The organism is Pseudomonas sp. lyk4-R2A-10 (genome assembly GCF_030209075.1).
Taxonomy (GTDB): domain Bacteria; phylum Pseudomonadota; class Gammaproteobacteria; order Pseudomonadales; family Pseudomonadaceae; genus Aquipseudomonas; species Aquipseudomonas glycinae.
Genome location: NZ_JARVSR010000002.1, coordinates 453,755 through 468,254 on the forward strand (window position 1 = coordinate 453,755; position 14,500 = coordinate 468,254).

At 60.1% G+C, this 14,500-nt stretch carries 13 protein-coding genes; 11 read left to right on the top strand and 2 right to left on the bottom strand.

Features of this window, described 5'->3' with window-relative positions; genetic code table 11:
- Positions 1–188: 188 nt before the first annotated feature.
- From QRN46_RS04380 to QRN46_RS04415, 8 genes are all read left to right on the top strand, one after another.
- Positions 189–1,532: an OprD family porin gene (locus QRN46_RS04380; RefSeq protein WP_011336456.1), complete on the top strand. Its 1,344-nt coding sequence runs from the start codon at positions 189–191 to the stop codon at positions 1,530–1,532.
- Positions 1,533–1,841: 309 nt separating this feature from the next.
- Positions 1,842–2,480, top strand: a complete 639-nt coding sequence (locus QRN46_RS04385; RefSeq protein WP_011336455.1) for a peroxiredoxin — start codon at positions 1,842–1,844, stop codon at positions 2,478–2,480.
- A 240-nt stretch (positions 2,481–2,720) separates the two neighbouring features.
- A complete protein-coding gene (gene ssuE, locus QRN46_RS04390; RefSeq protein WP_011336454.1) occupies positions 2,721–3,314 on the top strand; it encodes an NADPH-dependent FMN reductase in 594 nt (197 codons plus the stop codon).
- A gap of 89 nt (positions 3,315–3,403) precedes the next feature.
- Complete coding sequence (locus QRN46_RS04395) at positions 3,404–4,384, top strand: sulfonate ABC transporter substrate-binding protein (RefSeq protein ID WP_011336453.1); 981 nt, start codon at positions 3,404–3,406, stop codon at positions 4,382–4,384.
- Between the two features lie 25 nt (positions 4,385–4,409).
- Entirely contained in the window at positions 4,410–5,558 is a 1,149-nt protein-coding gene (gene ssuD, locus QRN46_RS04400) for an FMNH2-dependent alkanesulfonate monooxygenase (protein WP_011336452.1), read from the top strand.
- A 9-nt stretch (positions 5,559–5,567) separates the two neighbouring features.
- On the top strand, positions 5,568–6,350 hold the full coding sequence (gene ssuC / locus QRN46_RS04405; RefSeq protein ID WP_221615781.1) for an aliphatic sulfonate ABC transporter permease SsuC: 783 nt from the start codon (positions 5,568–5,570) through the stop codon (positions 6,348–6,350).
- Positions 6,347–7,153, top strand: coding sequence for an aliphatic sulfonates ABC transporter ATP-binding protein (gene ssuB, locus QRN46_RS04410; RefSeq protein WP_201818859.1), 807 nt, complete (start codon positions 6,347–6,349; stop codon positions 7,151–7,153). Before ssuC ends, ssuB begins: the two co-directional genes overlap by 4 nt.
- 27 nt (positions 7,154–7,180) lie before the next feature.
- Entirely contained in the window at positions 7,181–7,396 is a 216-nt protein-coding gene (locus QRN46_RS04415) for a TOBE domain-containing protein (RefSeq protein WP_007953520.1), read from the top strand.
- A gap of 110 nt (positions 7,397–7,506) precedes the next feature.
- Here the strand turns inward: QRN46_RS04415 and QRN46_RS04420 are convergent, their stop codons facing one another.
- Together QRN46_RS04420 and QRN46_RS04425 are read right to left on the bottom strand one after the other, a co-directional pair.
- Positions 7,507–8,133, bottom strand: coding sequence for a TetR/AcrR family transcriptional regulator (locus QRN46_RS04420; protein WP_007953517.1), 627 nt, complete (start codon positions 8,131–8,133; stop codon positions 7,507–7,509).
- Positions 8,134–8,251: 118 nt separating this feature from the next.
- Positions 8,252–9,628: a glutamine synthetase family protein gene (locus tag QRN46_RS04425; RefSeq protein ID WP_011336449.1), complete on the bottom strand. Its 1,377-nt coding sequence runs from the start codon at positions 9,626–9,628 to the stop codon at positions 8,252–8,254.
- Between the two features lie 729 nt (positions 9,629–10,357).
- Between QRN46_RS04425 and QRN46_RS04430 the strand changes: the two genes are divergently transcribed.
- The 3 genes from QRN46_RS04430 to QRN46_RS04440 all read left to right on the top strand — a co-directional run bounded on the left by QRN46_RS04430 (position 10,358) and on the right by QRN46_RS04440 (position 14,422).
- Complete coding sequence (locus QRN46_RS04430; RefSeq protein WP_011336448.1) at positions 10,358–11,716, top strand: glutamine synthetase family protein; 1,359 nt, start codon at positions 10,358–10,360, stop codon at positions 11,714–11,716.
- 56 nt (positions 11,717–11,772) lie between these two features.
- Positions 11,773–13,137: an aspartate aminotransferase family protein gene (locus QRN46_RS04435; RefSeq protein ID WP_011336447.1), complete on the top strand. Its 1,365-nt coding sequence runs from the start codon at positions 11,773–11,775 to the stop codon at positions 13,135–13,137.
- Between the two features lie 172 nt (positions 13,138–13,309).
- Positions 13,310–14,422: a polyamine ABC transporter substrate-binding protein gene (locus tag QRN46_RS04440; protein WP_011336446.1), complete on the top strand. Its 1,113-nt coding sequence runs from the start codon at positions 13,310–13,312 to the stop codon at positions 14,420–14,422.
- Positions 14,423–14,500: the final 78 nt, after the last annotated feature.

Below are 14,500 nucleotides of genomic sequence, written 5' to 3' on the forward strand. Positions count from 1 at the left end.
CTTTTTGGGATTATCAGGAAGTCTTTACCCTGCAGGGACCAAATAACTGCGATTAGACCTTGGTCGTAGACACACAAGGTTACGATTGACTTGTCAGTCACGGTCTGGCGCTAATCGCGCATCTTAGGATCCAGGGGCATCAGACCCCGGACCAGGAACACAAGAATTAGAAACGAGAGGAGCGAAACATGAACAAGTCCACCTTGGCCCTGGCCGTGGCCGTAGGGGTTTTGGCGCAGCAGGCAGGCGCCGCCGGTTTCATCGAAGACAGCAAGGCCACCTTGGGGCTGCGTAACTTCTACATCAACACCGACAACCGCGATGGCGCTGGCGCCAACAAGAACGAAGAGTGGGGCCAAGGCTTCGATCTGCGTTTCATCTCCGGTTACACCCAAGGCACTGTGGGCTTCGGTATCGACGCCATCGGCTTGCTGGGCGTGCGTCTGGATTCGGGCGGCGGCACCAACGGCAACAGCGGCACCGCTTACGGCGGCACTGTGTTCCCGAGCGAGTCCAACGGCAAAGCAGTGGACAACTTCTCCAGCCTGGGTCTGACTGCCAAAGCCAAGATCTCCCAGACCGAACTGAAGCTGGGCACCCTGCAGCCGAAGAACCCGGTCATCGTGACCAACGACGGCCGCCTGCTGCCACAAACCTGGCAGGGTGGTCAGATCACCTCCGGCGAAATCAAGGACCTGACTCTGGTCGGTGGTCAGATCGAAGCCGTGAAAGGCCGTAACTCCAGCAACAACGAAAACCTGTCCATCAGCGGCGCAAACAGCCGTGGCACTGGCTTCCGTGACAGCAACAAGTTCATCTACGCCGGTGGTGACTACAAGATCACCAAAGACCTGACTGCCCAGTACTACTACGGCAACCTGGAAGACTTCTACAAGCAGCACTTCCTGGGTCTGGTACACAACTGGGCCATCGGCCCGGGCGTATTGAAGTCTGACTTCCGTTACTTCAACAGCTCCGACGACGGCAAGAACGGCACTGATCCTGCGTACTTCAGCACCGGTAACTACACCGGCGTGCGTAACGGTCGTGGCGAAGTCGACAACAACCTGTACAGCGGCCTGTTCCTGTACACCGTTGAAGGTCACACCTTCGGTGGCGGTTACCAGGTTTCCAACGGCAGCTCTGACTTCCCTTGGCTGAACCAGGGCGACGGTTCGTCGAACTACACCATCACCGACATGCAGATCCAGAAGTTCGGCCGTGCCGGCGAGAAAACCTGGCAGGCTCGCTACTCGTATGACTTCGCTAAAGTCGGCGTACCTGGCCTGACCGCTGGTGTGGTTTACCTGAAAGGCGATTCGATCGACACCGTTGGCACCAACGGTCGCGAAAGCGCTTCGAACCGTTCCGAGTGGGAACGCGACTTCACCATCGGTTACGTCGTACCGGAAGGTCCTTTCAAGAACGTCGGCCTGATGTGGAAAAACGCTGTATGGCGCACCGACCTGCCGAACACCCGTTCGCAGGACGAAAACCGCCTGATCGTCAGCTACTCGATCCCGCTGTTGTAATAGCGCGCTCCTGCACTGATGTAAAAAGCCTGATGTAAAAAAAGCCCCGTCCGGCATCGCGCCGGACGGGGCTTTTGTGTTTCCGGGTCCGGCTCACCCCCGTAAGCCTTTCCCGATGTTCCCCTCTTTACAGCAACTCAAGGCCTTCTCGAACCTTGAGGGTGATGTTCGTCGCGATGCTGCCGGGCGTCCAGTGAATAGATGTTTAATATTCAATAAAGATATAAATATCTAGTTATTTATTCTTTTTCAGAAGAACGAATCACGAGCTACAGTTGAGGTCTCCAACCACTCATCAGGAGCCGCACCATGAGCCTCAGACTTGGCGATATCGCCCCCGATTTCGAACAGGATTCCAGCGCCGGCAAGATTCGTTTCCACGAATGGCTGGGCGATAGCTGGGGCGTGCTGTTTTCCCACCCGGCGGACTTCACCCCGGTCTGCACCACCGAGCTGGGCTTCACTGCCAAGCTCAAGGACGAATTCACCAAACGTGGCGTGAAAGCCATTGCACTGTCGGTCGACCCGGTGGACTCGCACCACAAGTGGATCGAGGACATCAACGAAACCCAGAACACCATCGTCAATTTCCCGATCCTGGCCGATGCCGATCGCAAGGTGTCCGATCTGTACGATCTGATCCACCCGAACGCCAACGACACCCTGACCGTGCGTTCGCTGTTCGTGATCGATCCGAACAAGAAGATCCGCCTGACCATCACTTACCCGGCGAGCACCGGCCGCAACTTCCACGAGATTCTGCGGGTGATCGATTCGCTGCAGCTCACCGACAACTACAAGGTGGCCACCCCGGCCAACTGGCAGGACGGTGAAGAGGTGGTAATCGTGCCGTCACTCAAGGACGAAGACGAAATCAAACAACGCTTTCCGAAGGGCTACCGCGCGGTGAAGCCGTACCTGCGCCTTACACCACAGCCGAACAAATAACCTACCTCGGATCGTTCCCAGGCTCTGCATGGGGCGATCAGCAAAAACCACGATGCAGGGTTTCAGGCCGTCTTTACGGCCTGTTTTTTTGCCCGCAGGAAAGTGAAATGCATATCTCTATAAAGAATAACCAAATGAATAAATATGATTTATGGATATATAAATCAGCTGGTAAGGTCACTGACATTGAAGCGAGATCGCAACCCGCGAATCGCCTGTAACGCGCAAGGAATTCTCTGAATGCTGGTCGTCTCACTCGGTGGCAGTCCCAGTCAACGTTCCCGCTCCGGGGTGTTGCTGGAACGCTCGCAACGCTGGTTGCAGCAGCAAGGGGTGGAAGTGGTGAGTTATCAGGTGCGGGACTTCCCGGCCGAAGACCTGCTCCACGCCCGCTTCGACAGCCCGAAGGTGCTCGACCTGCTGCAACAGATTGAAAACGCCGACGGCCTGCTGATCGCCACGCCGGTGTACAAGGCGTCGTTTTCCGGCGCCCTGAAGACCGTGCTGGATCTGCTGCCCGAACGTGCGCTGAACCACAAGATTGTTCTGCCGATGGCCACCGGCGGCAGCATCGCCCACATGCTGGTGGTCGATTACGCCCTCAAGCCTGTGCTGTCGGCGTTGAAGGCCCAGGAAATGCTGCAAGGGATTTTTGCCGAGGACAGCCAGATCGCCTACGGCGAAGGCAGTGCCCAGGCGCAGTTGGCACCGGCGCTGGAGCAGCGACTGCATGAAGCGCTGGACCAGTTTGTCAGCGCCATGGCCCGCCGGCCCAAGCCGCTGGAGCCGGGATTGTTGAACGAACGTTTGTTGAGTGCTCGCTGGAGCATTTGAGCCACACCGAAACTTGAAGTACTCACCTTACTCAGCCGCCAACGGCCAAGCAGGTGCAGCCAAAACCCAACAGCAAAAAGGAGAGCGCTATGCGCACTGTATTTTTGCGTCGTGGTCTGGTCGCTCTGTTTGCTGCGGCTGTGTCCTTCGGCGCCATCACTCAAGCTCAAGCCGAGACGCTACGAATCGGTTATCAGAAATACGGCACGCTGGTGCTGCTCAAAGCCAAGGGCACCCTGGAAAAACGTCTCGCCGCCCAAGGCGTCGACGTGCAATGGACTGAATTCCCCGGCGGCCCGCAACTGCTCGAAGGCTTGAACGTCGGCTCGATCGACTTCGGCGTCACTGGCGAAACCCCGCCGGTCTTCGCCCAGGCGGCCGGTGCCGATCTGCTCTACGTGGCTTACGAGCCGCCAGCGCCGAACAGCGAAGCGATCCTGGTACCGAAAGATTCGCCGATCAAATCGGTGGCGGATCTCAAGGGCAAGAAAGTCGCCCTGAACAAAGGCTCCAACGTTCACTACCTGCTGGTGCGTGCGCTGGAAGATGCCGGTCTCAAGTACAGCGACATTCAAACCGTATTCCTGCCGCCGGCCGATGCCCGCGCCGCGTTCGAGCGCGGCAGCGTCGACGCCTGGGTCATCTGGGACCCGTACCAGGCGGCCGCCGAGAAACAGCTGCAAGCGCACACCCTGCGTGACGGCAAAGGCATTGTCGACAACCACCAGTTCTACCTGGCAACCAAGCCCTACGCACAGAAAAATCCCGAGGTGATCAAGACCCTCGTGGAAGAAGTGCGCGCTGTCGGTGAATGGTCCAAGGCCAACCCGGAAGACGTGACCCAACAGGTGTCGCCGCTGCTCGGCCTGCCGGCAGACATCACCCTGACCTCGGTGAAACGCCAGGGCTACGGCGCGCTGTTCCTGACCCCGGAAGTGGTCGCCGCACAACAGAAAATCGCCGACACCTTCTACCAGCTCAAGCTGATTCCCAAGCCGTTGAGCATCAAGGACGTGATCTGGACCCCGCCGGCCGCTGTGGCCCAAAGCTCGGTCACCCAAGCCCAGTAAATCGAATCCCCAAGGAGACCACTCCATGAGCCTCAACATCTTCTGGTTCCTGCCGACCCACGGCGACGGCCATTACCTTGGCACCGCCGAAGGCGCCCGCGCCGTCGACCATGGCTATCTGCAACAGGTCGCGCAAGCGGCGGATCGACTGGGTTTTGGCGGCGTGCTGATTCCCACCGGCCGTTCCTGCGAGGACTCGTGGCTGGTGGCGGCCTCGCTGATCCCGGTGACCCAGCGTCTGAAATTCCTTGTCGCCCTGCGCCCCGGGATCATTTCCCCGACGGTGGCGGCGCGTCAGGCGGCAACGCTGGATCGTCTGTCCGGCGGTCGTGCGCTGTTCAACCTGGTGACCGGTGGCGATCCGGAAGAGTTGGCCGGCGACGGTCTGTTCCTCGATCACGAAGCGCGCTATCAGGCCTCGGTGGAATTCACCCGGATCTGGCGCCGCGTGCTGGAAGGCGAAACCGTGGATTACGATGGCGAGCACATCAGCGTGAAGGGCGCCAAATTGCTCTATCCGCCGATCCAGCAACCGCGTCCGCCGCTGTATTTCGGTGGTTCGTCGGAAGCGGCGCAGGATCTGGCCGCCGAACAAGTGGAAATGGTCCTGACCTGGGGCGAGCCGCCGGCAGCCGTGGCCGAGAAAATCGAACAGGTTCGCGCCAAAGCGGCCAAGCTCGGTCGCACCGTGCGCTTCGGCATTCGCCTGCATGTGATCGTGCGGGAAACCAACGCTGAAGCCTGGCAGGCGGCGGATCGCCTGATTTCGCATCTCGACGACGACACCATCAAGCGCGCTCAGGCTTCGCTGGCGCGGTTCGACTCGGTCGGCCAGCAGCGCATGGCCGCGCTGCACGGTGGCAGCCGCGACAACCTCGAAGTCAGCCCGAACCTGTGGGCCGGCGTCGGTCTGGTGCGCGGCGGTGCTGGCACGGCGCTGGTCGGCGACGGCCCGACCGTGGCTGCACGGGTGAAGGAATACGCGGATCTGGGCATCGATACCTTTATCTTCTCCGGTTATCCACACCTCGAAGAATCGTATCGGGTGGCCGAACTGCTGTTCCCGCACCTCGACGTCGAGCGCCCGGAATTGCCGAAAAGCGCCGGTTACGTCAGCCCGTTCGGCGAGATGGTGGCCAACGACATTCTTCCCAAAGCCGCGTCCCAGAGCTGAGGCGCCGCCATGAAGAAATTTATCCACAGCCTCGCGCCCTGGGCGTTGCCGGTGTTGTTGCTGGCGGTGTGGCAGTTGTCGGTGTTGGCCGGTTGGCTGTCGACACGGATTCTGCCGGCGCCGGTGGCGGTGATCGAAGCCGGCGTGAGTCTGGTGCGCAGCGGCGAAATCTGGACGCACTTGGCAATCAGCGGCTGGCGCGCCGCGCTGGGCTTCACCATCGGTGGCAGCATCGGCCTGGTGCTGGGCTTCATCACCGGCCTGTCGAAGTGGGGCGAACGCCTGCTCGACAGCTCGGTGCAGATGATCCGCAACGTGCCGCACCTGGCGCTGATTCCGCTGGTGATCCTGTGGTTCGGCATCGACGAGTCGGCAAAGATTTTCCTGGTGGCATTGGGCACATTGTTCCCGATCTACCTCAACACCTATCACGGCATCCGCAACGTCGATCCGGCGCTGGTGGAAATGGCCCGCAGTTATGGCCTGTCCGGTTTCAGCCTGTTCTGGCAGGTGATTCTGCCGGGTGCGCTGCCTTCGATTCTGGTCGGCGTGCGCTTCGCCCTGGGCTTCATGTGGCTGACGCTGATCGTCGCGGAAACCATTTCTGCCAGCTCCGGCATCGGTTATCTGGCGATGAACGCCCGCGAGTTCTTGCAGACCGACGTGGTGGTGCTGGCGATTCTGCTGTACGCGGTGCTCGGCAAACTGGCCGACCTCGCGGCCCGTGGCCTTGAACGTGTGTGGCTGCGCTGGCATCCGGCGTATCAAGTGGCGAAAGGAGGTGCGGCATGACCGCTCAACAACCTCCACGCCTGCTGCGCGGGATTCCGCTGGCGGTGCGCAATCTGCAAAAGACCTTCGGCTCGCGGCAAGTGCTGCGCGGTATCGACTTGCATATTCCGGCGGGGCAGTTTGTCGCCGTGGTCGGGCGCAGTGGCTGCGGCAAAAGCACGTTGCTGCGCTTGCTCGCCGGCCTCGATCAACCTACCGGCGGCGATTTGCTCGCCGGGGCTGCACCGCTCAGCGATGCGCGGGATGACACCCGGTTAATGTTCCAGGAAGCACGGCTGCTGCCGTGGAAAAAGATCATCGACAACGTCGGTCTCGGTCTCAAGGGCAACTGGCGTGCGCAAGCCTTGCAGGCGCTGGATGCAGTCGGCCTCGCCGATCGCGCCAACGAATGGCCGGCGGCTCTGTCCGGCGGGCAAAAGCAGCGTGTGGCGCTGGCCCGGGCGCTGATCCATCAACCGCGTCTGCTGCTGCTCGACGAGCCGCTGGGCGCGCTGGATGCGCTGACCCGGATCGAGATGCAGCAACTGATTGAACGTCTCTGGCAACAGCATGGTTTCACCGTGTTGCTGGTGACCCACGACGTCAGCGAAGCGGTGGCGATTGCCGACCGGGTGATTCTGATCGAGGACGGCGAAGTCGGCCTCGACCTGCAAGTGGAGCTGCCGCGCCCTCGGGTCCGCGGCTCCCATCGCTTGGCCGCGCTGGAAACCGAAGTGCTCAACCGTGTGTTGTCCCTGCCCGGCGAGCCGCCGGCGCCGGAACCCGTTTCACCCTTGCCTACGCAACTGCGTTGGGCTCAATAACTCAAGCAAACGACAGGAATCAATGCCATGACTATCAAAGCCATCAACGTACGCAACCAGTTCAAAGGCGCGATCAAGGAGATCGTTCTCGGCGACGTGCTGTCGGAAATCGACGTGCAGACCGCTTCCGGCATCGTCACGTCGGTGATCACCACCCGTTCGGTCAAGGAGCTGGAACTGGAGGTCGGCAGCGAAGTGATCGCCTTCGTGAAATCCACCGAGGTGTCTATCGCCAAGTTGTAAGGGCGTGGAACAAAAACAACCCCGAAGGGTGTGAGCCCTTCGGGGTTTTTTGTTGTTCGCTGATCGCTGATGTTGATCGTTCCCACGCAGAGCGTGGGAACGATCATGTCTCAGCGCTTGGGCAGATACGGCGGCAGATACAGCCCGATATAGGCATCGAACACCCGCATGCCTTCCTCGGCCATGCGCGGGGTGATCTGCCCGTGCTGCTGCACCGATCGGGCATAAACGCGGTCGCCCAGTTCCATGGCCAGCGCGAACACGTCGACGTCATCCGGCAGTCGCGGCAGTTCGAAGTGATGGTCGAACAGCTTGTGCATCAGGTCGCCCAGCTCAAGATCGTGCTGACGGTCGGCCTGGGTGACTTCGGTCAGGCCGTGCTGCGCGAGAATGAGCTGGCGAGCGGCGGCATCCTCGCCGTAGATTTCCAGCATCCGCTCTTCGACCAGCCGTGACAGGTCGCGCCAGTCGCGCAGGGCATCGTGATCGATCGGCGCTTGCAGGCAGGCGCGGAAGGCTGCGTGCACATCTGCGGTCAGCGCTTCGAGCAGCGCCGGGACGCTGGCGAAGAAGTGGTAGACCGAAGAGGGCGGAATCTGCGCGCGCTCGGCCACGCTGTAGATCGACAGGCTCGCCACGCCCTCGGCGGCCAGCAGCGTGCGCGCGGCGTCGAGTATCGAATCGATCCGCGCCTGACTGCGGGCACGGGGTTTGCGGACGGGGGCGGGACGCGTCATGAAAGTCTCCTGCGGGGCAGCGGGCATTGTACGCAGAGCTTGAATGTCTGCCACAGAGGCCAATAAAAAAACGCCGCTGGCTGAGAAGCCAACGGCGTTTTCCTTTGCTGCAGTCCGCTTAAACGGTGTGCAGGTACCAGTTGTACTCGAGGTCGGAGATGGAGTGTTCGAACTCCTCCAACTCGCTCTCTTTGCAGGCGACGAAGATATCGATGTATTTCGGATCGATGTACTTGGCCATCACCTCGCTGTCGTCCAGCTCGCGCAGGGCATCGCGCAAGTTGTTCGGCAGGCTCTGCTCGTTCTGCTCGTAGCTGTTGCCTTCGGTCGGAGCCGGTGGCTCGATCTTGTTGGTCAGACCGTGGTGCACGCCCGCCAGCACCGAAGCCATCAGCAGGTACGGGTTGGCGTCGGCGCCGGCAACGCGGTGTTCCAGACGGACCGCGTCGGCGGAGCCGGTCGGTACGCGCAGGGCCACGGTGCGGTTGTCCAGGCCCCAGCTCGGCGAGTTCGGCACGTAGAACTGTGCGCCGAAACGACGGTAGGAGTTGACGTTCGGGCAGAGGAAAGCCATCTGCGCGGGCAGGGTCTCGAGCACACCGCCGATCGCGTGACGCAGCGCGGCGTTCTGCTCGGGATCCTCGCTGGCAAAAATGTTTTTGCCTTCTTTGTCGAGAACCGAAATGTGGACGTGCAGACCGTTGCCTGCCTGGCCCGGGTACGGCTTGGCCATGAAAGTGGTGTCCATTTCATGGTCGTAGGCGATGTTCTTGATCAGACGCTTGAGCAGGACCGCGTAGTCGCATGCCTTGATCGGGTCGGCGACGTGGTGCAGGTTCACTTCGAACTGCGCCGGGGCACTTTCCTTGACGATGGCGTCGGCCGGAATACCTTGCTCTTTGGCGCCTTCCAGAATGTCCTGGAGGCAGTCGACGTATTCGTCGAGGTCGTCGATCAGGTAAACCTGAGTCGAATGCGGGCGTTTGCCGGAGATCGGCGAGCGTGGCGGCTGAGGGCGGCCGTTCACGTTTTCCTGGTCGATCAGGTAAAACTCGAGTTCGAACGCGGCGCAGATGGTCAGGCCGAGCTCGTCAAACTTTGCAACAACTTGACGGAGCACTTCGCGCGGGTCGGCGAAGAAAGGGTCACCTTCGAGTTCGTGCATGGTCATCAACAGTTGCGCGGTCGGGCGCTTCTGCCATGGCTCGTTGCACAGGGTATCGGGGATTGGATAGCAGATACGGTCGGCGTCGCCGATGTCCAGGCCCAGGCCGGTGCTTTCCACCGTGGAGCCATTGATATCCAGAGCAAATAGAGAGGCCGGCAGGTTGATGCCTTTCTCGTAAACCTTGTGGAGGCTGGTGCGTTCGATGCGCTTGCCGCGCACCACACCATTCATATCCGCAATCAGAAGGTCAACGTACAGAACCTCAGGATGTTCCTTAAGGAACGCGTTCGCTTCGTTAAGCTGAACGGCACGCGGGGGTACCGACATGATGCAACACCTTTGTTGTTAAAAATATCAATCATTGATCTTTTCTGGTTTCAGTCAACCCGAACGGCCTGCCGAAGTCAAGCGAGGCCTTTTGTGCCCTGAAAAAGCGCTGCGAGGGCATTTATGGGGCACTTTGGGGCATTTTTTTATCCGTGAAAGACGCGCCACCCGCAGGCTTGAGCAGGCCGTGTTGTATTTTTTACGGGGGTGTTGTGTAAAAAAATGAACAAGGCTAAGCTCCGATCAAACCCATAACAGCAATAATACCGGGGTGCTTCATGTCTCGCCTGCCGTTAATCGGCGTCACCGACTGCTCTTTGCAGTCAGGTCTGCATGCTTATCACATCAGTGGCGACACGTCCGTCCGCAGCGCGGCCAGCAAGGCCTGCAACGTGTCAGCGATCTCCCAGCCCGTGGCAGATCGAGCGACAGCGTCCGATATTCTGGACGTGTGCGAGGGCATCCTCTTTAGCGGTTCTCCTTTCAATATAGATCTCTTTCCCTCTCCCGGCCTGCACCGCGTCCGTCGTCGTGCCCGTGATTCTGCACGCCCGGGATGTGCACAGGAAATGCAACGCCAGCGTAAAGGGCAGGTAAGCTCCTCCTTCATTGTCTATGCGCGGTGCCGGGCGTAAGCCGGCACTGCGCGCAAGCAAGGCCCTTTAACGCGACGCCTGGTGCGTCAAACATTGCCTGACATCTGTCAGGAGACTCAGCCCAGAGGCATTTATGAGTAACAACCTCGACCAGCTCACCGATTGGTTGAAAGACCACAAGATCACAGAAGTCGAATGCATGATCGGCGACTTGACCGGCATTACCCGGGGCAAGATCTCGCCGACCAACAAGTTCATCGCCGAAAAAGGCATGCGCCTGCCAGAGAGCGTTCTGTTGCAGACCGTGACCGGCGACTACGTCGAAGACGACATCTATTACGAACTGCTCGACCCGGCCGACATCGACATGATCTGCCGTCCCGACCAGAACGCCGTGTACCTGGTGCCCTGGGCCATCGAGCCGACCGCCCAGGTGATCCACGACACCTACGACAAGCAAGGCAACCCGATCGAGCTGTCGCCGCGCAACGTCCTCAAGAAAGTCCTGAAGCTCTATGCCGACAAGGGCTGGCAGCCGATCGTGGCGCCGGAAATGGAGTTCTACCTGACCAAGCGCAGCGACGACCCTGACTATCCGTTGCAGCCGCCAGTCGGCCGCTCCGGGCGTCCGGAGATCGGTCGTCAGTCGTTCTCCATCGAAGCGGCGAACGAATTCGATCCGCTGTTCGAAGACGTCTACGACTGGTGCGAATTGCAGGAACTGGACCTCGACACGCTGATCCACGAGGACGGCACGGCGCAGATGGAAATCAACTTCCGTCACGGCGATGCCCTGTCGCTGGCCGACCAGATCCTGGTGTTCAAGCGCACCATGCGCGAGGCCGCCCTCAAGCACAACGTGGCCGCGACCTTCATGGCCAAGCCGATGACCGGCGAGCCGGGCAGTGCGATGCACCTGCACCAGAGCATCATCGACATCGAGACTGGCAAAAACGTGTTCTCCAATGATGACGGGACCATGAGCCAGCTGTTCCTGCACCACATCGGTGGCCTGCAGAAACTGATCCCTGAGCTGTTGCCGCTGTTCGCACCGAACGTCAACTCGTTCCGCCGCTTCCTGCCGGACACCTCGGCGCCGGTGAACGTGGAGTGGGGCGAAGAAAACCGCACCGTGGGCCTGCGCGTACCGGATGCCGGCCCGCAGAACCGCCGGGTGGAAAACCGCCTGCCGGGCGCCGACGCCAACCCGTACCTGGCGATTGCCGCGAGCCTGCTCTGCGGCTACATCGGCATGGTCGAAGGCATCAACCCGAGCGCGCCGGTCGTGGGCCGTGGTTACGAGCGCCGCAACCTGCGCCTGCCGCTGACCATCGAGGACGCGCTGGAGCGTATGGAAAACAGCGCGACCATCGAGAAATACCTGGGCAAGACCTTTATCACCGGCTACGTCGCGGTCAAGCGGGCCGAGCATGAAAACTTCAAGCGCGTGATCAGTTCCTGGGAGCGTGAGTACCTGCTCTTCGCTGTCTGATACGCCGGGCGCGGTGGCCAGCCGCCGCGCCTTCACCGATAACAAGGAGAATTGGCATGACCAGCAACAACCCGCAAACCCGTGAGTGGCAAGCCCTCAGCAGCGATCACCACCTGGCTCCGTTCAGCGACTTCAAGCAGCTGAAAGAAAAAGGTCCACGGATCATCACCAACGCCAAGGGCGTGTACCTGTGGGACAGCGAGGGCAACAAGATCCTCGATGGCATGGCGGGTCTGTGGTGTGTGGCGATCGGTTATGGACGCGACGAGCTGGCCGATGCGGCCGCCAAGCAGATGCGCGAACTGCCTTACTACAACCTGTTCTTCCAGACCGCCCACCCGCCAGCACTGGAGTTGGCCAAGGCCATCGCCGACGTGGCGCCAGAAGGCATGAACCACGTGTTCTTCACTGGTTCCGGCTCCGAAGGCAACGACACCATGCTGCGCATGGTTCGCCACTACTGGGCGATCAAGGGTCAGCCGAACAAGAAAGTCATCATCAGCCGCAAGAACGGCTACCACGGCTCCACCGTGGCCGGCGCAAGCCTGGGCGGCATGACTTACATGCACGAACAGGGCGACCTGCCGATTCCGGGCATCGTCCACATCGCCCAGCCGTACTGGTTCGCCGAAGGCGGCGACATGACCCCGGAAGAGTTCGGGATCTGGGCGGCCAATCAGCTGGAGGAAAAGATTCTGGAAGTCGGCGTGGACAACGTCGGTGCCTTTATTGCCGAGCCGATCCAGGGCGCTGGCGGCGTGATCATTCCGCCGGACACCTACTGGCCGCGCATCAAGGAAATCCTCGCCAAGTACGACATTCTGTTCGTGGCCGATGAAGTGATCTGCGGTTTCGGCCGTACCGGCCAATGGTTCGGCAGCGATTTCTACGACCTCAAACCACACATGATGACCATCGCCAAAGGCCTGACGTCCGGCTACATCCCGATGGGTGGCCTGATCGTGCGCGATGAAGTGGTGGCGGTACTCAACGAGGGCGGCGATTTCAACCACGGCTTCACCTACTCCGGTCACCCGGTGGCGGCGGCAGTAGGTCTGGAAAACATCCGGATTCTGCGCGAAGAGAAAATCATCGAACGCGCCCATGAAGAAACGGCACCGTATTTGCAGAAACGTCTGCGCGAACTGAACGATCACCCGTTGGTGGGTGAAGTGCGCGGAGTCGGTCTGCTGGGGGCCATCGAGCTGGTGCAGGACAAGGCCACTCGCAAGCGTTACGAAGGCAAGGGTGTGGGCATGATCTGCCGCCAGTTCTGCTTCGACAACGGGCTGATCATGCGTGCCGTGGGCGACACCATGATCATCGCGCCGCCGCTGGTGATCAGCAAGGCGGAGATCGATGAGCTGGTGACGAAGGCACGCAAGTGCCTGGACCTGACCCTGAGTGCGTTGCAGGGCTAAGTGCTAGGCTCTGAGCGATGGAGCTGTTGCGCTGTCGCTCGGAGCTGTCAGAAAGGCTGGTCTTTTCTTGAAAGACCGCCTCGGATCTTGCCAGACTAGTCGCGGTTCCAGTTGTCCGGGTTCGGCCGCTGAACAAAGTGGTTCAAAAAAGAAAAATTTGGAGCATTAACGCATGAAGGCATTAGGCAAAAAGCTCGCTGGCAAGACTCTGCTCGCCATGTCCCTGATGGGCGTGATGGCGGGTGCGGTTCAGGCGGACGACAAGGTGTTGCACGTTTACAACTGGTCCGACTACATCGCGCCGGACACGGTTGCCAATTTCGAAAAAGAGACGGGCATCAAGGTCGTCTATGACGTTTTCGACAGCAACGAAACCCTGGAAGCCAAGCTGCTGGCCGGCAAATCCGGTTACGACATCGTGGTGCCTTCCAACAACTTCCTGGCCAAGCAGATCAAGGCCGGCGTTTATCAGGAACTGGACAAGTCCAAGCTGACGAACTGGAAGAACCTCGACGAAGACCTGCTCAAGGCCGTTGGCGACGCCAGCGACCCGGGCAACAAACACGCGTTCCCGTACATGTGGGGTTCGATCGGCATCGGCTACAACCCGGCCAAGGTCAAGGCTGCCCTGGGCATCGACAAGATCGATTCCTGGGACATCGTGTTCAAGCCTGAAAACATCGAGAAGCTGAAAAGCTGCGGCGTGAGCTTCCTCGACGCACCGACCGAAATGATTCCGGCGGCTTTGCACTACCTGGGCAAACCGACCAACAGCAAAGACAAGGCTGACCTGAAAGCCGCCGAAGACCTGTTCCTCAAGATTCGTCCTTCGGTGGCTTACTTCCACTCCTCGAAGTACATCTCGGACCTGGCCAACGGCAACATCTGCGTAGCGGTCGGCTACTCGGGTGACCTGGAGCAATCCAAGACCCGCGCGAAGGAAGCCGGTGACAAGGTCAAACTGGCCTACACCATTCCGAAAGAAGGTGCCGGTACTTTCTACGACATGGTCGCCATTCCCAAGGATGCCGAAAACGTCGAAGCCGCCTACAAGTTCATGAACTACCTGCTCGAGCCGAAAGTGATGGCCGAAATCACCAACGCCGTGCGTTTCCCGAACGGCAACAAGGCGGCCACCGCCCTGGTGGACAAGGAAATCACCAGCGATCCGAGCATCTACCCTTCGGCTGAAGTGAAGAAGCAGCTCTACGCGATCAGCGATCTGGACGCGGCCACCCTGCGCCTGATCACTCGCAGCTGGACCAAGATCAAATCCGGTAAATAAGCCGGTTTGAAGCAGCCACCGCTGGCCGTCGCCTTCACCCGGGCGGTCAGCGGTGCAATTAAATGACAGAAAGTTTTG

What these genes read in the sequence shown, in the direction of transcription:
- QRN46_RS04385 (WP_011336455.1), top strand. Translation starts at nt 1,842, where the DNA reads ATGAGCCTCAGACTTGGCGATATCGCCCCCGATTTCGAACAGGATTCC.
- QRN46_RS04435 (WP_011336447.1), top strand. Translation starts at nt 11,773, where the DNA reads ATGACCAGCAACAACCCGCAAACCCGTGAGTGGCAAGCCCTCAGCAGC.
- ssuD (WP_011336452.1), top strand. Translation starts at nt 4,410, where the DNA reads ATGAGCCTCAACATCTTCTGGTTCCTGCCGACCCACGGCGACGGCCAT.
- QRN46_RS04420 (WP_007953517.1), bottom strand. Translation starts at nt 8,133, where the DNA reads ATGACGCGTCCCGCCCCCGTCCGCAAACCCCGTGCCCGCAGTCAGGCG.
- QRN46_RS04415 (WP_007953520.1), top strand. Translation starts at nt 7,181, where the DNA reads ATGACTATCAAAGCCATCAACGTACGCAACCAGTTCAAAGGCGCGATC.
- QRN46_RS04425 (WP_011336449.1), bottom strand. Translation starts at nt 9,628, where the DNA reads ATGTCGGTACCCCCGCGTGCCGTTCAGCTTAACGAAGCGAACGCGTTC.
- ssuC (WP_221615781.1), top strand. Translation starts at nt 5,568, where the DNA reads ATGAAGAAATTTATCCACAGCCTCGCGCCCTGGGCGTTGCCGGTGTTG.
- QRN46_RS04430 (WP_011336448.1), top strand. Translation starts at nt 10,358, where the DNA reads ATGAGTAACAACCTCGACCAGCTCACCGATTGGTTGAAAGACCACAAG.
- ssuB (WP_201818859.1), top strand. Translation starts at nt 6,347, where the DNA reads ATGACCGCTCAACAACCTCCACGCCTGCTGCGCGGGATTCCGCTGGCG.
- QRN46_RS04380 (WP_011336456.1), top strand. Translation starts at nt 189, where the DNA reads ATGAACAAGTCCACCTTGGCCCTGGCCGTGGCCGTAGGGGTTTTGGCG.
- ssuE (WP_011336454.1), top strand. Translation starts at nt 2,721, where the DNA reads ATGCTGGTCGTCTCACTCGGTGGCAGTCCCAGTCAACGTTCCCGCTCC.
- QRN46_RS04440 (WP_011336446.1), top strand. Translation starts at nt 13,310, where the DNA reads ATGAAGGCATTAGGCAAAAAGCTCGCTGGCAAGACTCTGCTCGCCATG.
- QRN46_RS04395 (WP_011336453.1), top strand. Translation starts at nt 3,404, where the DNA reads ATGCGCACTGTATTTTTGCGTCGTGGTCTGGTCGCTCTGTTTGCTGCG.